This window comes from Thermococcus sp. PK (genome assembly GCF_000430485.1).
GTDB classification, from domain to species: domain Archaea; phylum Methanobacteriota_B; class Thermococci; order Thermococcales; family Thermococcaceae; genus Thermococcus_A; species Thermococcus_A bergensis.
Genome location: NZ_KE387149.1, coordinates 91,397 through 117,586, shown reverse-complemented (window position 1 = coordinate 117,586; position 26,190 = coordinate 91,397). Strand labels below are relative to the sequence as shown.

Annotated in this window: 27 protein-coding genes, 1 tRNA gene and 1 pseudogene; 10 read left to right on the top strand and 19 right to left on the bottom strand. The window is 44.6% G+C overall.

The window, feature by feature from the left end; genetic code table 11:
* From THEPK_RS02430 to tnpA, 5 genes and pseudogenes are all read right to left on the bottom strand, one after another.
* Positions 1-449, bottom strand: a 449-nt coding sequence (locus tag THEPK_RS02430) for a FeoB small GTPase domain-containing protein (RefSeq protein ID WP_042697906.1), incomplete at its 3' end; no start/stop codon positions are given.
* Positions 449-691, bottom strand: a complete 243-nt coding sequence (locus tag THEPK_RS02425; protein WP_232194504.1) for a FeoA family protein — start codon at positions 689-691, stop codon at positions 449-451. The genes THEPK_RS02425 and THEPK_RS02430, both read right to left, overlap by 1 nt.
* Positions 692-859: 168 nt before the next feature.
* The gene (locus THEPK_RS02420) at positions 860-1,558 is read right to left on the bottom strand and encodes an AI-2E family transporter (protein ID WP_232194503.1); all 699 of its coding nucleotides are present in this window, start codon (positions 1,556-1,558) and stop codon (positions 860-862) included.
* Between the two features lie 71 nt (positions 1,559-1,629).
* Positions 1,630-2,889 carry an RNA-guided endonuclease InsQ/TnpB family protein gene (locus tag THEPK_RS02415; protein WP_052315877.1) on the bottom strand — a complete coding sequence of 420 codons (1,260 nt, stop codon included), beginning with the start codon at positions 2,887-2,889 and terminating at the stop codon, positions 1,630-1,632.
* Between the two features lie 35 nt (positions 2,890-2,924).
* Positions 2,925-3,323: pseudogene (gene tnpA / locus THEPK_RS02410) on the bottom strand (IS200/IS605 family transposase); the annotation flags it as partial.
* Between the two features lie 356 nt (positions 3,324-3,679).
* On the opposite strand from tnpA, the gene THEPK_RS02405 reads away from it, so the two are divergent.
* From THEPK_RS02405 to prf1, 5 genes are all read left to right on the top strand, one after another.
* Entirely contained in the window at positions 3,680-4,288 is a 609-nt protein-coding gene (locus THEPK_RS02405) for an IS607 family transposase (RefSeq protein WP_042697895.1), read from the top strand.
* On the top strand, positions 4,263-5,546 hold the full coding sequence (locus THEPK_RS02400) for an RNA-guided endonuclease InsQ/TnpB family protein (RefSeq protein WP_052315875.1): 1,284 nt from the start codon (positions 4,263-4,265) through the stop codon (positions 5,544-5,546). Before THEPK_RS02405 ends, THEPK_RS02400 begins: the two co-directional genes overlap by 26 nt.
* 14 nt (positions 5,547-5,560) lie before the next feature.
* Positions 5,561-6,139 carry a HEAT repeat domain-containing protein gene (locus THEPK_RS02395; protein ID WP_042697892.1) on the top strand — a complete coding sequence of 193 codons (579 nt, stop codon included), beginning with the start codon at positions 5,561-5,563 and terminating at the stop codon, positions 6,137-6,139.
* Complete coding sequence (locus THEPK_RS12920) at positions 6,132-6,287, top strand: hypothetical protein (protein ID WP_042700461.1); 156 nt, start codon at positions 6,132-6,134, stop codon at positions 6,285-6,287. The genes THEPK_RS02395 and THEPK_RS12920 overlap by 8 nt, the downstream gene beginning before the upstream one ends.
* Positions 6,288-6,705: 418 nt before the next feature.
* Positions 6,706-7,953 carry a peptide chain release factor aRF-1 gene (prf1, locus tag THEPK_RS02385; RefSeq protein WP_042697889.1) on the top strand — a complete coding sequence of 416 codons (1,248 nt, stop codon included), beginning with the start codon at positions 6,706-6,708 and terminating at the stop codon, positions 7,951-7,953.
* On the opposite strand, the gene THEPK_RS02380 is transcribed toward prf1, so the two are convergent.
* Together THEPK_RS02380 and THEPK_RS02375 are read right to left on the bottom strand one after the other, a co-directional pair.
* Complete coding sequence (locus THEPK_RS02380; RefSeq protein WP_042697886.1) at positions 7,933-8,820, bottom strand: dihydrodipicolinate synthase family protein; 888 nt, start codon at positions 8,818-8,820, stop codon at positions 7,933-7,935. The two genes, prf1 and THEPK_RS02380, sit on opposite strands and share 21 nt — an antisense overlap.
* Positions 8,821-8,883: 63 nt before the next feature.
* Complete coding sequence (locus THEPK_RS02375; protein WP_042697884.1) at positions 8,884-10,818, bottom strand: arginine--tRNA ligase; 1,935 nt, start codon at positions 10,816-10,818, stop codon at positions 8,884-8,886.
* Positions 10,819-10,888: 70 nt separating this feature from the next.
* Here THEPK_RS02375 and THEPK_RS02370 point away from each other — a divergent pair, with 70 nt between their 5' ends.
* The gene (locus THEPK_RS02370; protein WP_042697882.1) at positions 10,889-11,176 is read left to right on the top strand and encodes a lipoate protein ligase C-terminal domain-containing protein; all 288 of its coding nucleotides are present in this window, start codon (positions 10,889-10,891) and stop codon (positions 11,174-11,176) included.
* Positions 11,166-11,723, top strand: a complete 558-nt coding sequence (locus THEPK_RS02365; RefSeq protein ID WP_042697879.1) for a stage II sporulation protein M — start codon at positions 11,166-11,168, stop codon at positions 11,721-11,723. The genes THEPK_RS02370 and THEPK_RS02365 overlap by 11 nt, the downstream gene beginning before the upstream one ends.
* A gap of 32 nt (positions 11,724-11,755) precedes the next feature.
* Here the strand turns inward: THEPK_RS02365 and THEPK_RS02360 are convergent, their stop codons facing one another.
* The gene (locus THEPK_RS02360; RefSeq protein WP_042697876.1) at positions 11,756-12,841 is read right to left on the bottom strand and encodes a DUF354 domain-containing protein; all 1,086 of its coding nucleotides are present in this window, start codon (positions 12,839-12,841) and stop codon (positions 11,756-11,758) included.
* Between the two features lie 297 nt (positions 12,842-13,138).
* Between THEPK_RS02360 and THEPK_RS02355 the strand changes: the two genes are divergently transcribed.
* Together THEPK_RS02355 and wecB are read left to right on the top strand one after the other, a co-directional pair.
* A complete protein-coding gene (locus THEPK_RS02355; protein WP_042697874.1) occupies positions 13,139-14,425 on the top strand; it encodes a UDP-N-acetyl-D-mannosamine dehydrogenase in 1,287 nt (428 codons plus the stop codon).
* Entirely contained in the window at positions 14,422-15,555 is a 1,134-nt protein-coding gene (wecB, locus tag THEPK_RS02350) for a non-hydrolyzing UDP-N-acetylglucosamine 2-epimerase (protein ID WP_042697871.1), read from the top strand. Before THEPK_RS02355 ends, wecB begins: the two co-directional genes overlap by 4 nt.
* 13 nt (positions 15,556-15,568) lie before the next feature.
* On the opposite strand, the gene THEPK_RS02345 is transcribed toward wecB, so the two are convergent.
* The 9 genes from THEPK_RS02345 to THEPK_RS02305 form a co-directional block, all read right to left on the bottom strand.
* The gene (locus tag THEPK_RS02345; protein WP_232194502.1) at positions 15,569-17,776 is read right to left on the bottom strand and encodes an alpha-amylase family glycosyl hydrolase; all 2,208 of its coding nucleotides are present in this window, start codon (positions 17,774-17,776) and stop codon (positions 15,569-15,571) included.
* 48 nt (positions 17,777-17,824) lie between these two features.
* Complete coding sequence (locus tag THEPK_RS02340) at positions 17,825-18,388, bottom strand: hypothetical protein (RefSeq protein ID WP_232194501.1); 564 nt, start codon at positions 18,386-18,388, stop codon at positions 17,825-17,827.
* A gap of 97 nt (positions 18,389-18,485) precedes the next feature.
* Entirely contained in the window at positions 18,486-19,160 is a 675-nt protein-coding gene (locus THEPK_RS02335; RefSeq protein ID WP_042697865.1) for an IS6-like element ISPfu5 family transposase, read from the bottom strand.
* Complete coding sequence (locus THEPK_RS02330; RefSeq protein ID WP_042697863.1) at positions 19,145-20,416, bottom strand: radical SAM protein; 1,272 nt, start codon at positions 20,414-20,416, stop codon at positions 19,145-19,147. Before THEPK_RS02330 ends, THEPK_RS02335 begins: the two co-directional genes overlap by 16 nt.
* 53 nt (positions 20,417-20,469) lie before the next feature.
* Complete coding sequence (locus tag THEPK_RS02325; RefSeq protein ID WP_042697861.1) at positions 20,470-21,225, bottom strand: ABC transporter ATP-binding protein; 756 nt, start codon at positions 21,223-21,225, stop codon at positions 20,470-20,472.
* Complete coding sequence (locus tag THEPK_RS02320) at positions 21,222-22,256, bottom strand: FecCD family ABC transporter permease (protein ID WP_042697858.1); 1,035 nt, start codon at positions 22,254-22,256, stop codon at positions 21,222-21,224. The genes THEPK_RS02325 and THEPK_RS02320 overlap by 4 nt, the downstream gene beginning before the upstream one ends.
* 6 nt (positions 22,257-22,262) lie before the next feature.
* Positions 22,263-23,369, bottom strand: a complete 1,107-nt coding sequence (locus tag THEPK_RS02315) for an iron ABC transporter substrate-binding protein (RefSeq protein WP_042697855.1) — start codon at positions 23,367-23,369, stop codon at positions 22,263-22,265.
* Entirely contained in the window at positions 23,359-23,808 is a 450-nt protein-coding gene (gene tsaA / locus THEPK_RS02310; protein ID WP_042697852.1) for a tRNA (N6-threonylcarbamoyladenosine(37)-N6)-methyltransferase TrmO, read from the bottom strand. The genes THEPK_RS02315 and tsaA overlap by 11 nt, the downstream gene beginning before the upstream one ends.
* Before the next feature lie 4 nt (positions 23,809-23,812).
* Positions 23,813-24,502, bottom strand: a complete 690-nt coding sequence (locus THEPK_RS02305) for an FmdE family protein (protein WP_042697850.1) — start codon at positions 24,500-24,502, stop codon at positions 23,813-23,815.
* A 295-nt stretch (positions 24,503-24,797) separates the two neighbouring features.
* Between THEPK_RS02305 and THEPK_RS02300 the strand changes: the two genes are divergently transcribed.
* Positions 24,798-24,937: transfer RNA gene (locus THEPK_RS02300), tRNA-Trp, on the top strand.
* Between the two features lie 143 nt (positions 24,938-25,080).
* Here the strand turns inward: THEPK_RS02300 and THEPK_RS02295 are convergent.
* Both THEPK_RS02295 and THEPK_RS02290 read right to left on the bottom strand, forming a co-directional pair.
* Positions 25,081-25,533 carry an Lrp/AsnC family transcriptional regulator gene (locus THEPK_RS02295; RefSeq protein WP_042697847.1) on the bottom strand — a complete coding sequence of 151 codons (453 nt, stop codon included), beginning with the start codon at positions 25,531-25,533 and terminating at the stop codon, positions 25,081-25,083.
* A 53-nt stretch (positions 25,534-25,586) separates the two neighbouring features.
* On the bottom strand, positions 25,587-26,147 hold the full coding sequence (locus tag THEPK_RS02290; protein WP_042697844.1) for an XTP/dITP diphosphatase: 561 nt from the start codon (positions 26,145-26,147) through the stop codon (positions 25,587-25,589).
* Between the last annotated feature and the right edge of the window lie 43 nt (positions 26,148-26,190).

Genomic DNA, 26,190 nt, shown 5'->3' with positions numbered 1-26,190 from the left:
TCCATTTTTTTGATATCAATGTGAACTCCTCTTTTTCTTGCGATGTCAATCTTGTTCAATGCAATGACAATGTTCTTGACTCCCATCTCGAATATCTCCATCGTCAAAAAGAGGTTTCTCATAAGGCAGGAGGCATCGACCACATTCACAATAACGTCTGCGTTCCCGTTTAGGATGAAATTTCTCGCAATGAGCTCGTCTACAGAGTTTGCAGTGAGAGAATACGTTCCGGGGAGATCAACCACCAGAAACTCTTTATCACGGTATTTCATTATGCCTTCTTTCTTTTCAACAGTTACACCGGGCCAGTTACCTACATGCTGCCTTAAACCGGTTAAGGCATTAAATATCGTGGTTTTCCCCACATTTGGATTGCCCGCTAGTGCAACGACTTTTAGGCCCTCTTTCTTTTCTTCTGGAACTTTTTCAACGCTGCAACAAGAACTCATCAAAGCTCCCTCCTAACAACTATCTTCTCCGCCACTCCTCGCCCCAGGGCTATGCGGGTGTTTCCAATAGCGATTATATACGGGCCAGGATTTCCCGATTTGACCACAAAAATCTTTGTTCCTGGAGCTATTCCCATGGACAAAAGCCTCTGCCTAGCCCCATACCCTCCTTGGATGTCCACCACAACGCCTTTCTCTCCTTCACGCATCTGAGTTAATCGTACATACATGAGCATCACCATTAGGCAAACCTAATTCTAGTTAATGGTGTGTAGATACCCTTAAAAAGATTTGGTGAGCCTAAAAATCTAAAAAAGTTTGAAAATCAAAGGAGAATAGTTCTGAAACATCTCCCCACACTGCTATTCTCGCATAATAGCGGGAAAACAAGGGAAAAATAGCAAAGGGATTCAGGATTTAGCCCTTCCTTTTTGTTCCTTCCACTCTTCCAGCAGTGTTGAAAGCAAACCCAAAGCTACAGGGCCAATTATTAATCCCTTTATTCCAAAGCCCATTATTCCGCCAAATATTCCCACCAGTGCAAGGGCAGGGTTTATTTTTGCACCTTTTGCAACAAGTTTTGGCCTAATTGTAATATCAGGGCCAGGAGATATTAAAGCTACACCATATACCGAGAGCATGACCGCTGCAAAGATATCCCCCTGAGTAAACAGATAGATGGCCCCAGCTATCCACACTATCCATCCCCCAATAACGGGTAAAAGCTCAAGGACAACGCAGAGTATCCCTGCTGCAATTGCTCCACTGAGGTTCGCCACCCCAAGGAAATAAAAGCCCAAGGTTAGCAGAAAGCCTTTAAAGATGCTCAGCATAAGCCAAGTCCTCAAAATGGCATTTAACGTCTCTTTTGCCTTTTCTACTAGCTCCATACCCAAATCTCTCCTCTCCTCGGGCAGCAGTGCATAAAGCTCTTTAGATAAAGTTTCTGAGTGCACAAGCATTCCATAAAAAACTGTGATAAAAACGATAGCCTGGAGAATCAGCTTGGGGATAGAAAGGGTGTAATTGAGGAGGTATTCGCTTACCTTTTCCGAAACCCTTTCAACCAGAATCGCGGCTGATTGCTCCACATCAAGAGGAAGGTTCAATGACAGAAACCATGCGAGTGATTCGTTTATCTGACCTCCTCCCCGCCCTGAAGGGCGAGGGTTCCAACGAGTTAACCCCTCGCCATTGGCAGGGAGGTTTGAGGGGTTTCATTTAGACCCAAGTTAAAGCGGGTCTTCGACCCCTCGGGGAGGGTCTTCCCCCCGTTACCCCTCCTCTGAGCATAAAGGCCGCCCAGATTCGGGGTTATCTTTTCCACAGCCTTCTTTAAAATGTTGAAAGCACCAATCAAATCCGCGTTAAAGTCAAGCCCCGTCGCGGGACACTTAAACAAACCACGAACAAAGCGGGCCCCCTCGTGGGGCTTCCCGCAAACGGGGCAGGTTTTTGAGGTGAAAGCCTCATTAACAACCTGAACAACGATGCCATATTCCTCAGCCACTTCCTTGAGCCTTTGAATCACAGTATTGAACCGCCAGACGTGGGAGAGGAGGAAGTTCTGCCTCTTGCCTTTCTCAGAGTTTCTGGCAATCCCCTTCGGGTAACCTACAACAATCCTCGAAACTCCGAGGTGGTAGAGCTTTTCAACGGTCTGTCTTACTGCCGTGTTGATGTAATGCTTTGCTTGAAGTTTAGCCTTCCCGTGCATTCTTTTGAGTTTTCTACTTCTCTTCGCTCCCGACCTGTTAAGTTTTGACTGATAATCCGCAATCCTCTTCCGCCAGTAAAAGGCTATTGATTTTAATGGCCTGCCGTTCACGAGGAAGCTTTCACCGTTCTCAACGTAGACCGCCATTAGATTGTTCACTCCCAAATCAATTCCCGCTGAAAGGTCGCCCAATGGTTTCCTTGGAACTTCAATCCACTCGCCTCCAATTAGTTTCTCCTCGACGGTAATGCTGATGTGGGCATACCATTTCCGCTTAACGGTATCGTAGGTTATTTCCAGCCTTCCTTGTTTGCCTTTGAGGTGTATTTTCCCCTTAAACTGGACTTCGAGGCGTTTGAACTTGCCGAGGCCTTTGAGAATTAACCTGTTGCCCTCAATCTTGTATTGGTCGTTCCTGAGTACGATTAAAGGTTTTCTTTTCCCATCGTCTTTCAAGTAGTTCGGTGGCTTCGGCTTCAACCACTCGGGCAGTTCTCCGTTCCGCTTATTCCTTAAGAGTGAGAAGAAGCTCCTCCAGCTTTCAGCATTCTTCCTGCAAATTTGCTGGACTGTTGCGGAGCCGATTTCCTTTTTGAATTCTTCATAGACGATTTTCTCCGTCCTGTTGAAGTCCACTGGTTTACCCTCGAAGAATTCCTGCCTGCGAAGGTAGTTTATCTGGTTCCAAACTTTAGCCCCAATGTCAGCTAACTCGAAGAGAATTCTCTCGGTTTCTTTTGAGGGCTGGAGTTTGAGCGTTACGCTCCTCTTCGTTTCAACTCACGCTCCCATTGGGTTTCAACGTAGTGCTTCACAATCTCGTCCGTTATGTAGCCGACTGAGGCGACGAAATAGGAGCGAGACCATAACCTACCGTGTGTCGTCTTGCTCCTCAGTTCTGGAAACTCTTGGAGGAGTTTTCTGGCGGTTTTGCCTTTCAAGTGGTTCACTATTTGGGCTGGCGAGAGGTTGGGCTTTGCCTGAAGGAAGACGTGAACGTGGTCGGGCATTACTTCGAGGGCAATAACCTCGCACCCGATTTCTTCCGAGTATTCTTTGAACATTTCTTTGAGTCTCTCGACGACTTTTCCGGTGAGAATGTCTCTCCGGTATTTTGGTATCCAGACGAAATGGTAGGTGATTCGGGTTTCATTGTGAACCCCTTAATGTATGGTCTGCATTATTGCTTAAATGCTTTTTCGCTTTCCTGTTTGAGGGCTGTTGGGTAGTTTACTGCATCCCCGCCCTAAAGGGCGAGGCTTTCAGAAGAAAAAGTAAAGCCCCCTAATCAGCTCCTGAAACTCCCTTATGTGCATTCTCTCACCCCTTAAAAGGCTCGGTGTGGATTCTCATCACAGCTCAGCGCAATTCGCTCTCCTCATTGCCCGACTTTAAATTCTCGGGAGCCTTTTAAAGGTTAGCCGTTTTTGATTGTTTTTCTTTTTGTGTAATTTCATGGAAAACAATAGAAAAACATATAAAGGATGTGTGCGTATTCTATATCAGGGGTAGCATGGAGAGGCATTATACTCTAAAAGAAGCCTCAAAAATCCTTGGAGTTACTGTAAAAACACTTCAGAATTGGGACAAACAAGGGAAAATCAGGGTTGTCAGAACAGTTGGGGGTCGAAGAAGAATTCCAGAAAGCGAAATCAAGAGAATACTTGGGATTCAAGAGGAAAGGAAAATAATTGGATATGCAAGAGTCTCAAGCAGAACTCAAAAAGATGATTTGAACAGACAAGTCCAAACGATAAAAGAATTCGCAAAAGAGAAAGGTTGGGACATTGAAATCCTCAAGGATATTGGCTCAGGGTTAAACGAAAAGAGGAAAAACTACCAGAAGCTCCTCAAAATGGTGACAAACAAGGAAGTCTCGAAAGTCATCATTACATACTCCGACAGGTTAACACGATTCGGTTTTGAAACTTTAAAAACGCTCTTCCAAGCCTTTGGAACAGAGATAATAGTAATCAATGGAGAACTTCAAAAAGAGCCAAGAGAAGAACTCATTGAAGACCTGATAGCAATAATCTCGCACTTTGCCGGCAAGCTGTACGGAATGCGCTCCCGCAAGTATGAAGAGGTTGTGGAGAATGCAAAACAGCTCTTCCAAGAATGAAACCATCGTCAGGGCGTACTCAATTCCCCTCCGGGCCAACGATGTTATTCTAAACTTTATTGAAGAGTATCACAACATGGCAAAGACTACACTCCAAGAAATTCTCAATGCCAAAAAATTCACGAAGGTTGAGAGAAAGCAACTTAGGGACAAACTGTTGGAAAACTGGAGCTACGCTGCCCACTACGTTGACTCCGCAATAAACCAAATGCTTGGTCTTGTGAAGTCATACAAGCGAAAACTCAAGAAAGGAAAGAAAGTTCAGAAACCAAGGCTGAAAAAGAAACTCGTTTACGTGAAGTCCACACTCTTCAGACTAAAAGGGACAAGGCTGAAAATAACAATAGTGCCGAGAGAGTACTATCTTGAGATTGACCTAGCGAAATATCACTACCTGCATCCTCTTCTTGAGGAAATCAAAGAGGGGAAAGTAAAACTCGGCGGTTTGTTTTTGTTTCCAGAGAAACTCATCCTAAACTTCGTAAAAAGCGTAGAATATTTTGAGCCGAAAGACTGGATGAGTATAGACATCAACCTCACAAACATTACAGCCCTCGCTGGACTGACAGTTTATCATTTTGATACAAGAGGGCTTTATCACACCCACAGGGTTTATGAAGTGAAGAGGCAGAAAATCCAGAGGATTTCAGCATGGAATAGGAGGCTGAGTGGGGAATTGCTGGAAAAGTACTCTGGAAGGGAGAGAAACAGGATGAGAGACTTTCTCCATAAGTTGGCTAACAAAATCGTTGAGATTGCCTACAGAAAGAGGATGGGTATAATTCTCGAAGATCTGAGAGGAATAAAGGAGAAAGTGTTAAACGGTTCAAAAGATTTTAATAGGAAAATCTCAAAGTGGAATGCTCGTGAACTGCAAAGGCTAATCGAGTACAAGGCCAAATGGTTCGGTGTTCCTGTTGTTTATGTTAATCCGAGAAATTCTTCCCGCACTTGCCCCGCATGCGGGGGTCAGCTAATACCCCAAGAGGGGCGGTTAATGAAGTGCTCTAACTGCGGTTTGGTCGAGGATAGGGATTTTATTGCTGTCTTGAACCTTCGGATGTGGGGCTCGGGGGTTACCCCGAAAGGGTTGGAGGTTTCGAGGGCTGGAAAGCCCAATGAAGGGCCAATGAAGACCAATCCCTACGGGATTATTGTAATAGAAAAACAAAGAATTGGGATAAAATTCCACAAAATTACACTAACTTCCCCACAGGGAAAACCCCAAAACCCATTTAAGGTTGAAAGTATAAAATAGCTTAGGGATGACTTATGGGGTTATTCTCCTTCGGCTCAAAAAAGAATAAGATCATAAAGATGCTCTCGGAGGGAGAGCTTGAGAAGATCCTCCACTCTGCAGCGAAAGACCCTAAATATGTAGATGCCATAGTAGAGCTTCTCAACGAGGAAAATCCGGGGATAAGGGGAGATGCCCTTCTGATCATTGGGGAGCTAACCATCAGACACAGAGACCTCATGATGCCCTATATTGAGAGCGGCCTCCCCGTAACTGTGCTTTCTCTCATAAACGACCCTGACCCGTATGTAAAAGAAAACGCCATGCAGAGCTTTGAGGCTATGCTGAAGTACTTCCCGTGGGTCGGGGAGAAGTTCAAGAACGAGATGGCCTCCCTGTTGATTGAAATTCTCCGGACGGGGGATAAGAACCGGAAAGCCTTTGCGATTATAATGCTTGGAAGGCTTAACGTGAAAGAGGCCCTTCCGGTAATAGAGGAGTTCAAGGACGTCGACGATACTGTAATCCTGCCTCTGGAGGGCATTAAATGGGTTTCCCTTGGGGAGATAGCCGAGAAAGTTATAAAAGAACTTGGAGGTAAGGTGAATGATTAATTTCATAGTATTCATGATACTTCTAATAATTGCAGCGGTTATAGTGGTCAAGCTGACCTTTGCCGTGCTCAGGTGGATGGCGGTAAACGCTATAGTGGGACTAATCTTGGTGGGGATTCTAAACTACCTCGGGCTGTTTCATAGGTAGTGATAAATGGAACTTTTGAATTCTTTTGTTTTCCGTAATTTTTAAATAGTCTCTAATTATACTTCCTTGTGGTGAAGCAGTTCCCAGAATGTGGGGTTTGTCAAGCCCGAATGGGGACTGTCGAGAGCCTTGAAGATGTGGGGAGTCTCCGTTCCCCCCGAAAGCCAGCCAATGAAGACGGGAGGCTGGAAGCCTACCCGTTATGAAATTAACACTTTACACACACTTTACGGGTAGGCAGAACGGTTACCCACATAGAGCTCGACCTCATAAACTTCCTCATAATAGCTGTTGGCGGAATTTTGGGAGTTTTTCTTTTGATTTTTCTGTCCTTCCTTTAGCTTTTTCCAAACCTTTATAAAGTCGAATTTTTAAAAGTGGTTGGGAGAGAGAAAATAAGTTATTAGAGGTGATGTTCATGTCTCACAAATCTGCTGAGATGTACGAGCTCAAAAAGAAGGTTGAAGAGCTGAAAAAGATTCGAGGTCGAGGGACTGAGCTTGTTTCACTCTACATTCCTGCAGGCTATGACATAAACAAGGTTATGCAGCAGCTTAGGGAAGAGTACGGCACGGCACAAAACATTAAGTCAAAAACAACCCGAAAGAACGTCCTTGGTGCATTGGAGAGGGCAATGCAGCACCTCAAGCTTTACAAGCAAACACCAGAGAATGGCCTGGCCTTATTTGTGGGAAACGTCAGCGAACAGGAAGGTGTTACAGACATACAGCTTTTTGCCATAATCCCACCTGAACCGCTTAACGTCAGGCTCTATCGATGTGACCAAACTTTTGTAACCGAGCCCCTCGAAGAGATGCTTCGAGTAAAAGACGCCTATGGTTTAATAACGGTCGAAAAGAACGAAGCAACAATAGGGGTTCTCAGGGGTAAGAAGATAGAGGTCATTGATGAGCTTACATCCAACGTCCCCGGAAAGACGAGGGCTGGAGGTCAGTCGGCTAGGCGTTACGAGAGAATTAGAGAGCAAGAGACCCATGAGTTCATGAAGAGAATTGGGCAGCATGCCAACGAGGCATTTCTGCCCCTCCTTGAAAAGGGTGAGCTGAAGGGAATTATTATAGGGGGTCCTGGGCCTACAAAGGAGGAATTCGTTGAAGGCGACTACCTCCACCACGAGCTCAAGAAGAAGATCATAGGAGTAGTGGACATAAGCTATCACGGCGAGTATGGGTTGAGGGAGCTCGTTGAAAAGGCAAGCGACATACTGAAGGAGCACGAGGCAATTAGAGAGAGAAAGCTCGTGCAGGAGTTCTTCAGACACTTGGTCAAAGATACGGGCTTGATAACATATGGAGAAAAGGAAGTGAGAAAAGCCCTTGAGCTTGGGGCGGTCGATACTCTTCTGATAAGCGAGGGCTACGATAGAGTTCGCGTTAGGGCTAAGTGCAACCACTGCGGCTGGGAAGAGCTTAAAACCATGACCGAAAGCGAGTACGAGGTTTACAGGAAAAACCTCAGAACCTGTCCAAAGTGCGGAAGCCAGAACATAAGCTTTGAGAAGTGGGATGTTGCAGAGGAGTTAATAAAAATGGCAGAGGAGAGCGGGGCTGAAGTTGAAGTGATTTCCCTCGACACCGAGGAAGGTCAGCAGTTCTACAGGGCATTTGGAGGGCTTGGAGCAATTTTAAGGTACAAGCTCCAGTGAGGACAGGAGTTCTTTTATCTTTTCTCTAACATCTTCTCCGTCCATCGTGTAGGGTGGTCTTAGGATGGGCTTTATTGAGAAACCTCTTATGCCCATGGCTATCTTTATCGCAGAGCCGAAGGAGGATGCGAGGTCGTAAACCTTTGAGAGTCTGGCAAGCTTTCTGGCATACTCCATAGCCTTTTCGAAGTTTTTCTCTTCAAAAGCCCTGTATAGGGCAATATGAAGCTCTGGGGCAAAGTTTGCGCAGGCCATTATTCCTCCATCCCCTCCAAGGAGGAGCGTGTTGAGGAAGTGCTGGTCTAAGCCCGTGAAAACCTTAAAGTCCTTTCTTTCGCCTTTGACCTCAAATATAACGTCTCTAACATGGTTTACGCTGTCTATGGTTTCCTTTATTCCAGATATGTTTGAATATTCCAAAGCCAGCTTTTTTATGAGCGGGGCGCTTAGGGGGTTTGCACAGCTCGGGATGTTGTAGATGATTATCGGAATGTCCGTTTTCTCCGCTATCATGGAGTAGTGGTTGAAAAGGGCTTCCTCACTCAGGGGGCAGTAGTACGGAGGTGCTATGACTGCATAATCTGCTCCAATGTCCTGAGCATGTTTGGTTAGCTCAAGAACCTCAAATGTGTTCGTTGAAGCCGTTCCCACCAGATAGAACGTAGAGGTAACCATCTCTCGGCCCTTCTCCGCAAGAAGCTTCTTTTCCTCAAAGCTGAGGCTCGTGAATTCGCCAGTTGTTGCATTGATAAAAATTCCGTTGACTCCGGCTCTTTGGAGATAGTTTATGTGCTCTTCCAGTGCTTGGAGGTCTATAGAATAGTCTTCGTTGAAGGGGGTTACGAGGGGGACTATTACTCCTCTCATTAAATCACCAAGAAAGAAATAAGCGCTTGGTCTACTTAAGGTTTGTGAAAAAAGAAAAGGGCCTCACATGACTTCTGGGGCTTCGATTCCCATTAAGTTCAGAGCGTTCTTTAGGACTTGTCTCGTTGCCATAACCAGAAGCAGTCTTCTCTCCTTTATTCCTTCTTCTGCCTTCAGAACCGGCAATGCCATGTAGAACCTGTTGAAGACCATCGCTACCTCGTTTGCATAGGTCGCTATTGTATTGGGCTTAACGTCTCTTCCAGCTATTTTTATGACCTCCGGGAATTTTGAAAGGGTCTTTATGAGCTCTTTTTCTTTCAGGTCAAGGTTTGAGAAGTCTGCCCTGCTTAAGAGCTCTTTGCTCTCGATGCTTGTTCCTTCTTCTTGGGCCTTCTTAAGTATGGAACAGCACCTCGCGTGGGCGTACTGGATGTATGGGGCGCTTTCACCTTCAAAGTTCAGCACATCCTCCCATCTGAACGTGATTATCTTTTCCGGCGAATATTTTATCATGTTGTACCTTACTGCGCCTACTCCGACTATCTCGGCTATTCTCTCCTTCTCCTCCTCGCTTAATCCCGGGTTCTTCTCTTCTACGAGCTCTTTAGCCCTTTTTACAGCCTCATCAAGAACTTCATCCACGGTAAAGCCTATCCAGGTTCCCTTTCTTCCGCTGAACTTCCCTTCAGGCCTTACAACGTGTTCGTAGGCTAAGTGATAGAAGTTATTGTATGCATCTTCATAGCCAAGGAGCTTGAGGGCATAGGCAACTGCTTTCTGCTCGTATCTCTGCTCCGAGCCGACGACGTTTATCACTATGTCTGCGTTTGCAAACCTTTCCGGCATTTCTTCCCCGTCTTTTGCGGTCGTCCATGTTTCGTGGTCTTCTTTTCTATCCCAGAGCTTGTAGCGCATGTCCGCTTTAACCTTGCCGAACTTCCACAAGTGATATGCTATGTCCTTTCCAGTGTAAGTTGCCGTTCCGTCGCTTCGTATAAGCACAATATCTGGGTTTTCAAGGTCCGGGAAGATGTCTCCAAGCTTCATTATGAATGCTCCCTTGTATTTGCCTTCTTTTGCCCATTCGAAGTGCTCGTTCTTTTCCATCATTGCGTAGGCCTCTTCGAATATCCCGCTCCTCACTATGTCGCTTTCCCAGCTGAGCAGGTCGTAGAATATGTTCATTCTGTATGTAGTTTCCATCTGTGCTTTGACAACTTTCTCGGCTAACTTTCTACCCTCTTCAGCTATCTCGTTGTCCCCTTCTTCCAGCTTCTTCATGAGCTCTCTTATCTGTCTCTCTACCTCTGGGTCTTCTTCCATTCTCTTATGAACCTCAACATAGAGCAGACCCAGAGCGTGGTCGATTATATCCTTCTTAGAGAGCCCTCTCTTCTCGAGTTCTCTAATGATTCTCTCAAATTCGTCTTTCAGGTTTAGGTAGCCCCACAGAACCTGAGCAAATTGAGCCCCCAAATCATCTATATAGTTCTGAACTTCCACATTGTAGCCAAGTTTTCTCATTATCCTTGCCATTGTATCGCCGAGAATCGAGTTTCTCGCGTGCCCCATGTGGAGGGGTTTTGTTGGGTTTACAGAGGTGTGCTCGACAATGACCTTCTTTCCGTTCCCTAAGTCACTTTCTCCAAACTGGTCGCCTTTTTCTAATATCTCTCTTGTGACAATCCTGCCAAATTTCTCATAGTCCAGGAAGAAGTTTATGTACCCTGCTCCTGCAACTTCCACCCTTGAAATATATTCCGGGAGCTTTCCTTCCAAGCCTGAGAGGATTTCCTGGGCTATCATTCTAGGAGCTTTTCTAAACACCTTTGCGAGCTGAAAGGCAACAGTAGTGGCAAAATCGCCGAGCTCCATACTGGGCGTTTCATCAAATAAAACCTCTCCTTCCCAGCTTTTGCCCTCTTTTTCCAGCATTTCAGAGATGACCTCTTCTATTATCCCCTTGATCTCTCTTTTGACATCATCGTAAGCCACATTCACCACCTGTCCCTCATTTTTCATAAACCTTTAAAAACTACCCGCTTTAAATTTGTTTGTGGTGGGCATGAAAAGGATAGGCGAACACAAAGCCAAAAAGGGCCTTATAAGGTTTGAGATTGAAGAAGAAAATGGCATTGCAAAGGATGTAAAGATTACCGGGGACTTTTTCATCTATCCTGAAGAAGCAGTCAGCGAACTTGAGAGCACTTTAAAAGGGAAAAATCTTGAGGAGCTTGAGAGAGAGATAGAGGACTTCTTCGCAGTGAGGCTGGACATTGAGATGCCTTATATAAACGTTGAGGACTTTAAAATTGCCCTCAAAAATGCCCTGCGTGGTGAAAATGAGAACTAAAGTTTTCTATGCCTTTCTTGGGGTTTTTCTTGCGGGGGTTCTTTTTGGTGTAATGTTTTCTGTGTTAAGCCCTGGTTCTGCGGAGGCTCTGTTCTCAAACCTTAGGCAGTTTTTTGGAGGAACCATAGGAGAAAATACAGACAGATTCAGCCTTTTTACATTTATTTTCCTTAACAACTCAAGGGTTGCCGTGATATGTGCTCTCGGTGGGGTTCTTTTTGGCGTAGTCCCAGCGGGAATACTGTTCTTTAACGGCTTTATAGTGGGACTAGTTGTCCGGTACTTAAACGCGCAGGGAGAAAGCTTGGCGAGAATCCTTCTTGCTATTGTCCCCCATGGAGTAATAGAAATCCCGGCTTTTGCAGTTGCAGGAATGGGCGGAATAGATTGGTATCTAGAGATAATCGGCGGAGAGGGGACTATTGGAGAGCGATTTTTTAGGGGATTCAAGAAGTCTATGAGAATGCTCGCATTGGCAATTGTGATGCTCTTGGTGGCAGCTTTTGTTGAGGCATACATTACTCCAGTCGTTGCCTCAAGTGTTTAAAAAAGAAAAACAGCTTGAAATAGCATTGGCTTTCATTTTTTGTCCACACTTTCTGCGGCAATTTCCTGAACAGGGAAGGTACCGTATTCCTCATAAAGTTCAATTTCCTTCAGGAAGATATCTATCGGGTTCTCCATGGAGCCAATGATGCTTCGTATATGCTTTCTAAAGGTTCCGTTCTTTCTCATGAGTTCCCAGGCTTTTTCAGAAACTTCGAGTGGGTCCGTGGAGTGGAACTTAATACCAAGGCCTATAAGCCATTTCGTGACGGCTAAGAGCTTACCCGGGTAAGTTGAAATGGTTGGAGTTCCTAGAGCTAGGGCCTCCCTGTTCATTGTCCCTCCAGCGCCTATCATTAGCTTTGCATAGTAGAGGAGAGACAAGCTGTCCGTAACGTGTTCCGGGATTATGACGTTTTCAAAGTGCTCGAAGCGCTTCTTTTGACTTTCTGTTCTTGGGAATAACACTATTGGGATGTCTGGAAGTAAGGGAATTATGTTTTCAAGAACACTCTTCTCGGCATCCCTGTTGAAGTAGTTGGCCTTTATGGGCTCCGTCCGCATTACAATGTAGCTGTGTGAATGTAACCCCAGCTCCTTTAGGGGCTTTTTGCTGGGTATGAATCCGTAAAGATGGGCCAGCTCCGAGAAGCCGTTTATAGGCCTCATTCCGTTGGGATCGGCACCGCACTTGAGAAGTTCATATGCGTCTATCGCCTTTGGGAATAAAAGCCGCTTTGTATAGGGGAGAATAAGCTTGTTTTGACCAATGGCCGTTTCGTTGTCCACGAAGCCTATAGATGGTATCTGAAGGCCAAAGGCGACACGTGGAGCCTCTGCGGAGTGCTTGTAAAGTGCCATATCGGGTTTCTCCTCAATTATGAGTCTGCTGAGCAGGTACATTCTCTCGGAGCTTGCGAGAAGCTTTCCCTCAAGTGTTACTCCTCCGTGCTTTCCCACAACGTAATAATCTACTCCCAACATATCCAAAATTCCAGTTAGGCCATCAAATTCTCTAGTAGTGACCAACACTTCGTGTCCCCTTTTTTCGAGCTCCCTGATTATACCTTTGAAAAAGTGAGCGTGAGGTGCATTGGTAATATCCACCCATATCTTCACGGATTTCACCCATTATTATGGACAGCTTTGTCCATTAAAAGGGTTTCTGTAAAACGGTTTTCTGACCTTTATTCTTCGGGTTATTTAGATGTCCTTTGTTTTGTTAATCGTTTATTACCCTTTCTGTCCATGAAAAAACCCCTAATATTGGGGTAATTATGTAAAACTGTTAAGCTAATCTTGGTTTGGTAAAATTTTTCTGAATATCATGGGAAATCTTCTTGGATTACCACTTGAAATTGTTTCGTAGAAAAACCTTAAATTTTGATCCCCGCTCTTTCTTCTTGGTGAGAATACATGAGAGAAAAGATAATGGACAGGAGTGCAGAAATTGTGGTTATAGGTTTGGGTTATATCGGTCTTCCCACGGCTATTATGTTCGCTAATGCCGGATTTAAAGTGATAGGGTATGAAATAAGGGAAGAGGTCGTAAAAAAAGTAAACTCTGGGAATTCTCACATAATTGAACCAGAAATAGAGGAAATGCTAAGGAAAGCGCTTGAAAACGGAAATTTGAAGGCCACTTCCGATAAAAAAGAAATAAAAGGTAAGGATGTCTACATAATATGTGTCCAAACCCCTTTGAAGGAGGACAAAACTCCCGACTTGAGCTATCTTGAAAGCGCTGTTAGAACAACTGCTGAAGCCATGAAGAGGGGTTCTCTCGTGATTATAGAAAGTACCGTTCCCCCTATGACGACTCTAAAGATGGCAGAGCTCATAGAGGAGTTGAGTGGTTTCAAAGCCGGGGAGGATTTCTATATGGTTCATGCCCCCGAAAGGGTCATGCCCGGCAGAATATTCAAGGAGCTCATCTATAACTCCAGAATAGTTGGTGGCATAAACGAAGAGAGCTCTGAACTTGCTGAGCTTCTCTACAGGACGTTTGTAAGGGGCCAAATCTTCAAAACAAACTCGACCACAAGTGAGATGGTAAAGCTGATGGAGAACACCTTCAGGGATGTAAACATAGCTTTGGCTAATGAGTTCGCTTTCCTTGCTCATCAGTATGGGATTAACGTCTTTGAGGCAATAGAGCTCGCCAACACTCACCCGAGGGTTAAAATCCATATCCCGGGAATCGGTGTTGGGGGCCATTGTTTGCCAAAAGACCCATATTTGCTCCTCAGTTCTGCAAAAGAAGACTTTGGACTGATAAGGAAAGCAAGAGAAATTAATGAAGACATGCCGCTCTTTGCAAAAGATCTCCTCATGAGCTCTCTGAAGACCATTAACTTTCCACCGGAGGAAGCTGTAGTGACGGTCTTGGGGCTGTCTTACAAGGGCAATTCCGATGACACCAGGAATTCTCCCGCTATCAAGTTCATCGAGGAAATAAAAGATGTCGTTAAGGAAGTAAGAACCTATGACCCCTACGTTAGGGGGACCCACGAAAGCCTTGAAGCAGCTTTGAAAGGAGCGGATGCTGTTGTTATAGCAACAGACCATTCAGAGTTTAAGAACCTGGACTGGCAATCCATCGGAGGCCTTATGAGAAATAAAATACTCATAGACGGAAGACATGTCATAAAAGAGCCTCCGAAAGGATTTATATTCAAGGGGATCGGGAGGGGCGAGTATTGAAGCCGGCTTTCGTCTTTGGCACAAGGCCGGAAATAATAAAGCTTGCACCCGTAATAAGGGCATTCGAAAGGAAGGGCATTGAGCCGCTAATAATCCACACGGGCCAGCACTATGACTACGAGATGAGCAAGATTTTTCTGGAGGAGCTGGAGCTGCATAAAATCGACTATCACCTTGAAGTGGGCTCCGGGACTCAGGCTTATCAAACTGGAATTGCAATGATAAAGATAGAGGAGGTTCTCATGGAAGAGAAGCCAGATGTTACTTTGGTTCAGGGCGATACAAATACTGTTCTAGCGGGGGCTCTGGCGAGTGTTAAGCTTAAAATTCCCGTTGCACACGTTGAAGCAGGCTTAAGGAGCTTTGATAGAACTATGCCGGAGGAAATAAACAGAATTCTGGCTGACCATGCGAGTGAGATTCTCTTTGCTCCGACGGAGGACGCAAAGAAGAACCTTGAGAGAGAGGGCATCGTTGAAGGAGTTTACGTGGTTGGAAACACGATAGTGGATGCAGTCCTTCAGAACTCGGAGATAGCCGAAAGGAAAAGCAGAATTTTAGAAACTCTTGGACTAGAACCAAAAGAATACGCCCTTTTGACAGCCCATAGAGCCGAGAATACCGATAGCGAAGAGAACCTCAAAAAGCTCGTGGAAATAATAGAGTCTTTACCGATACCTGTAGTTTATCCCGTTCATCCAAGGACTGAAAAAAGGCTGAAGTCCTTTGGCTTATGGGAGAGGCTGGAAGCAAAAGAACACGTAGTCCTCACAAAGCCTCTTGGCTACCTTGACTTTTTAAAGCTGCAGAAGAATGCTAAGTTCGTTTTAACAGATTCCGGTGGAGTTCAGGAGGAGAGCATAATCCTCAACGTCCCATGCCTAACCCTCCGCTATAATACTGAAAGACCGGAGACAATAAAAGCCGGAGGAAACGTTCTGGTTGGTCTTGAGAAGGACAGAGTTCTTTGTTATGTCGATAAGCTCCTAAACGATGAAGAATTCTACGGCAGGATGGCAAGTGCCAAGAATCCATTTGGAGACGGGAAGGCTGGAGAAAGAATTGTCGAGATACTATTAACTCTTTACGAAAGAGGGGAGCTAAAGGTAAAGAGCTCGAGGTTCATTTAAAAAAGAAAAGGGCTTAGCCCCTCACAAGCACAAGGACTCCCAGAGCTGGAACTGTTAGCTCTTTTTCATATATTTTGTCTCCACTTGGGAAGATCTCTTTCCATTTACCTGAAGGAAGGGAGATAGTCGTACTTTTTAGTGCATTGTTTGCAATTACGAGAACTTCGTCCTCATGCCCTCTGAAAAATGCTATCACTCCTTCTTTTGCAGTGTATAGCTTTATTTTGCTGCTTGTTAATGCCGGAACGCTTTTTCTCAAATCTGCAAGGCTTTTGTAGTGGTTCAAAACTTCTTCATTTACGGTATCCCATTGTATAGGGTACCTCTGTGAATCGAAGTGCTCCTTATTTCCAAGAAGACCTCGTTCGTCTCCCTGAAAAGTTACAGGCATTCCCGGAAGTGTATAGAGGAGCGTTGAAAGGAGCTTTAGTCTTTGAATAGCCTCAGGCTTGGGAGTATCGCCTAAGTTTCCGCCGCCTAAGTCAGTGAGGACTCTTGAGGTATCGTGGGAGCTAACAAGATTGAAACCCATTGCAACGACATTTTCTCCATAGCTTGCGTAGTATCTTCCCAAGAGCTCAAGGGTTCTCTCTCCGTTCCACTGTCCTTTAGCGTAAGCTAGGAGAATGTCCCTCCCGAGGGCGTAGTTCATAAGGGAGTCAAAAGCATCTCCCTGAACCCATTCCGGGGATAGCTGCCAGATTTCCCCAACTATATATGCATCGGGATACTTTTCCTTAACGGCTTTCCTTAACTCGGAAAAGAACTCTTTGCTGTTTATAAGTTCAGTTGGCGCGTCTATTCTTAAGCCATCAAAGCCAAAATCCAGCCAGTACAGAGCCGCCCCTATTAAGTACTCCTTTACCTCGGGATTTACAGTGTTGAGCTTTGGAAGACTTCCAATGCCCCACCAGCCGAGATAGGCGTTTCCATCACCGAGATTGAAGGGCCACCTTTTTATGAAATACCAGTTCCAGTAGGGACTTTCTTTTCCTCTGGAAGCAACATCCAAAAAGGCCCAGTGCCCAATCCCGCTGTGGTTTGGTACAAAGTCAAAGATAACCCGGATACCTCTTTTGTGAGCCTCTTCAAGCAGGGTTTTTAAGTCCTCCTCCGTTCCAAATTGAGGGTCGAGTCTGTAGTGGTCGTAGATGTCGTATCCATGGGCACTTCCGGCTAGGAAGATGGGATTTAGATATATTAAAGTTACACCAAGCTCTTGGAGATAATCGAGCTTCTCAATTATTCCCTTGATATCACCACCATAATACTGGTGGCAGCAATGTAATCCCGTTATCGGGTCGCTCCAGTTGGAGAGAACTGGCTTTTTATCCGTTACTTCATTAAACCAGAGCTCGTCCGTTTGAAGCGCTAGGGGATCGTTACTGGAGTCACCATTGTTAAAGCGATCCGGGAAGATTTGATACCCTATTCCTTTACTTACCCATTGAACCTGAGGGAATCTATCCACGCCGTCAAAGTAAAAGAACGGATTTTTGGATGTGTTGAGGATTAAAAGTTCCCCATCATTCGTCTCAAGTTTGAAATAGTACTTTATTGGAGTTACTTCTTGGAGTTCCACCCTCCATACTTCCCCGGAACCCCACCATAGCTGGCGCTCCATTTCGTGCTCTCCCTCAGAACTCACCAGAAAAGCTGATTTTATTTGATTGGGTCTTGTTTTAAACCGGATAACCGTTCTATTATCTGCAATGGATAGATAAGCGGGATTTTCGGGATCGTGTTCTATAGTTAACTCAAGTTCTCCTTCCACTATTTTTACTGCATTTTTGCCTCCGAAGCCGTCATCAATATAGCTATCGGCTGTTGGATCAACTGTAGACATATCCTTTACCCATTCGCCGTTTATGAAGAACTTGTATTCATATTGACCTGGCTCCAGGCAAACAGTTTTTTTCCATACTCCATTTTCATTCTCCATTGGCAGTTCTTTCCAGTTATTGAAACTCCCACGCAAGCTAACAGAAGTGACGTTTTTTCCTTGTGGGTTATACGTGAAAGTTACGGGGACTTTTCCAGTAGGGCAGGTGCCTTTTACTTTTTCGTTGAGGTAAAGCGTTTTGTAGTTATCTTCTGGAAGGGTTAAAGTCTGTTCGGTACCTTGGCTTTTGATTTGCTGAAGACATCCTGAGGCTATTATTCCTATTATGAAAACTAATACAATTCCTACAGAAGTCCACCTTTTCATTCTATGTATCACCAGTGGTGATTATCTCGCGGATATATTAGGATTTCGCTAAGTGGTGAATTAAGAGGAATTTGGACATTTTGTATTATCCAGATCAATTTTTTGCAATTCGCTGACTATGGCAATTGCCGCCCGCTTTAGAAGATATCTCTTGTACCCTTTGAGGCTCATTACTCCCTTGGAGCGGTCAATTAAAATTATTTCTCCGGAAGCCCCAACTTCAGATTTGTTTACTATGAATTTGATAAACTCCTTCTCCTTATCTGTGGCGTTTTCATACCTTAGATAATGGGCTGGGTCACCAACGTTGGAGTATATAAAGTGCGCTTTTATACTGCCTCGTGAGAAAAACGGAGAATACATAACGTTCATTTCTTCCACCCAAACCGCCAGGAACTGCCCCTCACATTTTGTGGGGGATTCGAGTATCACGACTTCTTCTCCTCGGGCTTGTAGTTCGTCTGCCATAATCCTTCCGAAATCTGAATTCGGGTAAATGCAAAAGCCTTCGTTGATAGTTACATTTCCACATACTCGTCCTACTCCAGTTGAGGCATTAATATCTGATCTGGAGCTGATGAATACAAAATCTCCAAAAATAAAAGCTGTGACCACTGCAAGCACGAGAATTAAAGCAATGTGTGAACGTTTCATTTAACTCTCTCAGTATTTTTATCCAAAAGAAAGTTAATAAACTTTTCTAAACCGGAGTTGGATACTGTCAGGATAACTGGGGTATCACCTCCTGAAGCCATTCAGTCACATCACCAGGCGGTCCACCAAACCGAGAATGAATTCTAACAAAATTATACCAGAATGAAAACAGAAAAACAAACCTGTGAACCCTCCTCCAGTCTCTAGCCCTGAAGTTATTCCAGAAACGCTTTGTTCTCTCTTTAACAGTCCTAAACCAGCGCTCAACACAGTTCCTCGGCCCGAAAGTCACATGCAGATAATCCAGCCCGAGAGATTTAAACGCTGATTTATACCACGGCCCTTTGTCAACCAGGAAAATTGGCTGTCCCTCGCAGGATTTCAAAACAACTAGAATGAAGTCCCTGGCAATCCACCAGTTCCTAACGCTTGTAATCCATACTGCTAGGATTTCTTTGCTCTCAACGTCGATTGCAGCCCAGAGAAATCTCTTCTGGCCGTTGATCTTTATCACTGTCTCGTCAATTGCGATGAAGTTTCTCTGTTTTTTGACTGCGAGGATTTTCGGCTGGTAAACTGCTTTCGCGAATTTTTGGACTGTTTCCCAGACTGTTGTGTGGCTGATTTCGAGGATTGTTCCTACCTGTCTGTAACTTAGTCCGTGCAGGTACAGGTTTATTGCCCTGGTTTTCTTTTTTGCTGGGATTTTGTTCCGGCGAAAGGTTTTTAAGACTGAAACCAGTAAGCCGGAGTTGCAACATAGATTCCATGTCTTGTCCTCACGATTTTGACCTTAATCTCATCGCCGACTTTTGCGTTCGTGTTTATGATCTCTATCAACCTGTTCCTCGCGGTTCCAAGCATCTCCCCTTCGATTCTTCCCGGAAGGACTATTTTTACCTTGACGACTTCTCCAACACGGAACTGCAGAGGAATGAACTTTCTCTTGTGCATTCCGAAGTGCTCTGGTCTTAAGACGAGGGGTTTCATTCCGGTTTTTTCTTCAAGGGCTCTCAGCCAGTCATAAAACTCTTTAAATGGCAAAAACTTCACAGTGGGATGCCTCCCAAACTTATAGGGGACGTAGTTCTGGAAGCCTAGAGCGGGCCACCTTTTCCCGGCACCGATTTTTCTTGCAAACTCTATAAAAGCTTCAGCTTCATTGTCGTTTATTCCAAAGATTATTACCGGGGCCAGAAGAACGTCAATTCCGGCATTTACAAGTGCCTCGGCCATCTCCAAAACATGGTTGAGGTCGTAGTCTTTCATCCCCATTAACATTTTTGCCTTTTCGGGGTCGAGGGAGTGAATTGAGAGGTTTACCCTATCAAGCCCTGCCTCTGCAAGCTCCTCAATGAGCTTATCGTTCAGCAGTATTCCATTACTCTGCATCGAGATTACGCTGACGTTTGGGTTTTCTCTTAGCCCCTGGACGAGTTCTACAATGAATGGATAGAGCAGGGGTTCTCCCTGCCCGTCTAAGTGGGCTTCGAGCCCTTTGCCCTTGAATCTGGCAACTTCATCGAACCATTTCACCAGATAGTCAACATCGACAACGTAATCAAGGAGCCTTGTTCTGGAATAGGGCCCCTCATCAACGGAGCAGAAGATGCACGAGACATTACATCCAGTCGAACCCCTTACTTGGATTAGATTTGTGCCCCTGTCGATTAAACCAAACCCGTTGTATCCCAGAAGAGGAACTTCCATCCCCTCGTGGACGTATAGGACTTTCCTTTTCGTGTATCTGCTCCTTAAAAATTCCCCAAGGTGGCTCTGGATAAAGAATGCGAGAAACTTCTCAATCTCTTCGTTTTCAATATTCACCATAAGGTAACCATCTTCAACATGAATCTCAGGTTTTACTCTGAATTTCCTTTTAATGGCTTTCTCAAGGAGAGATTTCTCAAAATCAGCGTAGAGGGTGTTTCTCCAGATTAACCTTATGCTCTCTTCGGCTTCTTCGAAATATGAATTTGGAAGCTTTATTTTCATCATGTTTGCCCTTAACTGTATGGTCTTTTAAGATTTTGGATTTCTTTTGTGGGATTTCAACTCCGTGGGTCGGCTATAAATACGGGGATTCCGGAGAGCTTGCCGACGAATCCTTTGATTTCATAAACCTTTTCAAAAATTTCGGGTTTTAAGATTTCCTCTTTTCCATCTGCTATTATTTTGCCGTTTCTCATAAAGATAAACCTGTCGGCAAAGCGTAGAGCTAGGTTGACGTCATGCATAACCGCTATCGAGACTTTGCCCGCTTTTGCGAATTCTTTGGCTATCTTCATGACTTCAAGCTGGCTCTTTGGATCAAGATTGTTTGTTGGCTCGTCCATTAGTAGTATCTCCGGTTCTTGGGCTAGAGCTCTGGCAATGCTTACCTTTTGCAGCTCTCCCCCACTAAGCCTGTTGGCAGGCTTTAAAGCAAGGTGCTGAATACCGAGTTTCTTGAGGGTCTCATTGACGATTTTGATGTCCTTTCCAGAGGGTTTAAAACCCATATATGGTTTTCTACCTAAAAGAACAATGTCAAAGACTCTCATAAACCCGGGATTTACGCTTTGTGGTACGTATCCTATTATCCTTGCGAGATCTCTTCGGGAATAGTGCTCAAGGGGCTTCCCTAAAATCTCAATACCTTCACACCTGAGAAGTCCAGCAATGCATTTTAGCAGAGTGCTCTTTCCAGCTCCGTTTGGGCCTAATACTGCCACGAACTCTCCACGTTCAATTTCTAAGGATACGTTCTCTAAGACATTTAGACCATTATATGCAAATTTAAGGTTCTCAACTCTTATAACTTTCATCTGGCCCCCTCCATCCGTATGAGGAGATATATAAACATTGGGGCACCAAGAAATGATGTTACAACACCCACAGGAAGAGTCATTGGTGAAAATGTCAGCCGTGCGAGCGTATCTGCTGTAAGAAGTAGTAGTCCGCCTAACAGGCAGGAGAGTGGAATGAGGAATCTATAGTCTTCCCCAAATAAAAGTCTGACCATATGGGGAGCTATTAGACCTACAAATCCTATAACTCCTACAAATGCGACACTCGTTGCTGTTGCCAGAGTTGCGAGGAAGGTTAGCGTTAGCCGTACTTTCTCAATCTCAATTCCTACAGATTTCGCTACATCATCTCCCATGACGGCTGCGTTTAAGTCCCAAGATCTTAGAATAAAATATCCAAAAACAATGGCAAAAACCCCCACAAGTATTGTGTTTTCTCTCCATGTTGCTCTTCCAATATCCCCAAAGCTCCAGTACACCATCGCTGCCAGCTGGAGCTCGTCTGCGAGGTATTGGACAAGGGTTGTTAAGGCCGTAAAAAGGGCGCTCATTGCGACTCCAGCAAGTATAATGGCTTCTGGACTGAGACCTCTTAGCTTTGCTAGGGATAAAATTATAAGGGTAGCACTTATGGCCCCCAGAAAGGCAAATAGTACTATAGTGTATGGGCTGGTTAAAATAACTCTTCCCGAGCTTTCCGAGTATCCGGCTCCCAGGATAATTGCCAAAGATGCCCCAAACATTGCTCCGTGTGAAACTCCCATAGTAAAGGGGCTTGCAAGGGGGTTTCTAAGTACTCCCTGCATTACTGCCCCCGAAACTGCTAAAGAAGCGCCTACGAGGATTCCTGCAATGACTCTTGGAAGCCTGATGTTCCAGACCACTAGATACGCTTTTTCGTCCCCCTTTCCGACCATTGCCCGGTAAATCTCTTGAGCCGAAAGCTCATATCCACCGTGTGAAATGGCATATATGCTAACTATAAGCAAAAGAAGAAGGAGAACAATCCCGGCTAAAACTCTTTTTGCAGTATACTCTCTGTACTCCATAGGGCCTCACTGGGATGATAAAGCTTCAATACTTCCGCTTGAGATGTCAATCTTTCCAAACCCTCCAAACTGCTCGGCAAGTATTTCGTATACTGGTTTGCCCACTAGGAACTCGTATATTTCGTTTGCCTTATCTATGGGATCTACATCTTTAAAGCTCTCTGGATAAAGGACTTTTCCAATGAAGTACGCGTCTGCGAGGGCAGTCCCTATGTTTGTTGCGTAGTAGTTGTAGGGTAGAATTCCATAGACGTTCTTGTTTTTCACGGCCTTTAGCGACTCATAGAACTCTGAATTTTTCTTGTAGTCGTCGAGGATTATACTCAGCCCGCCCTCATCGATGAATATGTATTCTGGATCCCACTCTAAGAGCTTCTCTTTGTCAATGAATTTGTGTCCCTCTCCGAGCTCGTCGGCAACGTTCTTGGCATGAAGCACTACAAAAGGCGGGTACTTGGCAATAGTGCTCTCAATTCCATGTGTTCCTTTGTATCCAACCCCTCCAACGTAAACGCTTGGACTGCTGGCATTTTCTGTACGTTTTGATAAGTCCTCTTGGAGGGACTTAATGAAGTTGATAACCTCTTGAGCTCTTTTTTCTTTTCCAAGGATTTTGCCTGCGAGCTCTAAAGACTTAAAGAGCTCTTCATCTTCAAATGTTGCCAGTTCTCCGTAGCTGAGCACAACAACGGGGATTCCGGTCTTCTCTTGAATGTCTTGGGCTGTCTTGGCGTCCACATAAGTCATGAAAATTACATCCGGCTTCAGTTTAAGCAGTGCCTCTAAGTTGGGGAGCTTTCCCGGGCCGCCGGGTCCAATACTTGGAAGCTCTTTAAGTTCTGGGTGTGCCAGAATGTAGGGCCTTCCATACTCGCGGAGCCTTTCGAAGTCTTCAACTCCTACCACTTTGTCGCTGGCGTTTAAATACACGACGATCCTCAAAGCTCCGGGACCGGCTGCAACTACTCGTTTAACGTTCCCTGGGACTTCGACATCTCTTCCAGCGAGGTCTTTTACAGTCACTGTTTCTGTTCCTTTAACTGACGCACTCTGCAAACATCCAGATACCAGTAAAAGCGAAACTATGAGTGGAATAAGTACCTTAGCTTTCATTCTTTTTTCCCTCCTCGAACCACCCAATTTTTGCGTTTTCCACGCAGTCTAGGTCTGAAGAATAAGGTTTAATGTCAATAACAGGTGTTTCGTCAATGGCATCTAACCCCCTCACTATTAGTTTCCTACCTTTTCTTTCTATGAGCTCTACAACTGCAAAGCCTATGGGATTTGGTCTGTGTGGAGAGCGTGTAGCAAAAACGCCGTGTTCTCTTCTATCATGTGGAGGTATCGCTATTAATACGTCTCTCCTAGCTTTATCAAGCCAGTAGAGGATTATTAAATGTGTGCAGGTCTCGATGTCTCTCAGTCCTTCTTCAAATTCTTGAAAAATTTCTATTGTGAATACTTCTTTTGAAAACTTCCCCTGAGTGGGACATTCTGCTTTGCTTTTGTACGGGGATTTTATTATCCCTATTGGACTGATGTAAAACTGCATTTGCTTACCTCCCCTTAATTCTGACTATGCCCCTTCCAACTACGGCATAGTACTCTTTTTCGGCACACCTTAGGCAGAAGGGCCTTCCATCGACATAAACCACTCTTCTCGACATTGTGAGTTCTCCACACTTTGAGCAGCGGATACTGTCAAAAATGGGAGCCTGTTCAATTGGGGGTACATTAACGTGCTCTATTTTAAATTCCTCTCGGGGGATATGGAGCATATTCTTTGCAGCCTTTTCCCAAAGCTCTTTAAGCTGCTTTCTTTCTTCTGCTGTCCCTTTTCTTTCTCTTATAACTTTGTTGAAAAGCTCTTTTGCTCCGGGAGGATAGTATTTCTCAAGTCTTTCGGCATCTATATAAACCCTAACTCCTTCCCATGTTGAACGTTTAACAAGAGTTAACGCATTTTTGCCGATATCTAAGTAAATTAGGGAATTATTTCCAAGTGTGCATCCGGTGGTTACCTGAACACCATCGGTAAAGCAACTGTTAACCTCGACTATTGCCAAAATGCTCTCATCTACACTCTCCGAGTAGTCAAGTCTTCCGACTCCCAGTTCGTCCATTGCAATTAGCGATGCTCTTATCCCAAGAGCTAGATAGGGACAGACATGCCCATGAAATTCCCTTGCATATTCGAGTATGTCTTCTGCTTTTCTCTCACTTACAAGCTTGTTAAGGATGGACATTGTGTCACCTATCTGCAGTGGAGTAACATATTTTAAATGATTTTCTTAATACTAGTGTTACCAACCAAAAGTTTGCGTTACCCGTAGCGGTGATAATCCCATCCATAAAAAACTAGTAGGGCTTGGGCAGCATGTATTTTCCCGGAGAGAGTTCTAAAACTCACAAGCGTTCTCTGGAAGTTCTTTCAAAGTTGTTGGTTTTTATTGTTATCTGGTCTCCCCCCGCTCTAAGGGTGATACTTTCAGAAGAAAAAAGTAAAGTTTATAAATTAAGGAAGGATTTAGTGTTATTGACGGGGGCGTGGTGTAGCCTGGTCCATCATCGCGGGCTCCAGAGGTGTGAAGACGAGCGGGTTTGCTGATTGGGGATGAGCCTTTGGAGCTCTGACCCGGAGAAACCCGCGGACCGGGGTTCAAATCCCCGCGCCCCCACCAATTTTCTCTGTTTCTGTTTAGCCGTAGAACAATCTGAGAACTGAGAAAAATTGATAAAAATAAAAGATTTTTTGTTTGCAGGCTCATTTCTTGCTACTTCATCATTAAAAAATCAGAAAGGAGAACGCTAATCATCGCCCGCACTAGAGTTCTTCTTTCACGGTAACAAAGGAAACCATAGTTACTGTTTGCCCGACGCCCTTTATCTCTCTAAGTTTATCGATTACAACTCTTCCTATGTCTTCAGCCGAAGGGGCCCTAACCTTTATCAGGAGATCCCATTCTCCAGCAATTATGTGAACTTCATAAACCTCTTCAATTTGGGCGATTCTTTTGGCAACTTCCCTCTGTGTTAGCCCTGAACCGGGCTCATACCTTGCGAGAATGAACGCTGTAGTCCCCAAATTTAGCTTCTTGTAGTTGGGTTTGATGGTGAATTTTTCTATGACACCCTCATTTACGAGCTTCTTTATTCTATAGTGGACAGTTGTCCTTGGAATGCCCAGCTTTTTACTTAAACTGGCTATATTCTCCCTCGAATTCTCCTTAAGCTCTTTAAGCAGTCTTAAATCAAGTGTGTCTATTATCTCGTCCATACAAATCCCCCATAATCGCCAGATTTTCAATAAACATTTGTCTTTATTGTCGTTCAATCCTTTTTAAGATTTTCTTTTAACCATTGTGCGAACTCCTTCAGAGCTAGTCCCCTGTGAGAAATTTTGTTTTTTTCCTCAATCTCCATTTCAGCAAACGTCTTGCTGTATCCCTCCGGCACGAATATTGGGTCAAACCCAAACCCTTTATCGCCGCGCTTCTCGTTAATTATTTTTCCATGCACAACGCCGGTAAATATGTGGAGCTCCCCGTCGTAATACCCTATAACGCTTTTGAAGTATGCCCTCCTATCCTCAACTCCTTCCATGAGCTTGAGAATCCCTTCGTTTCCTAAGGTTTTGTAAACGTAAGCGGAATAGACTCCGGGGAACCCATTTAAGCCCTCAACAAAAAGACCGGAGTCATCTATAAAAAACGGCCCTGTTATGTGATCCCTTAGCCAGCTTACTCCAAAGGCAACAACCTCTTCGAGAGTGTTTGCCTGTATCTCGGGGTAGCTTATGCTTTTCTGCACGACTTCTATGCCCAAAGGCGATAGATACTTTCTAGCCTCCTCTAGTTTTCCCCTGTTAGACGTCACAAACACTAGCCTCATTGTTTTCACCTAAAGAACAGAAGTGAAGAAAAGATTAAAAAAG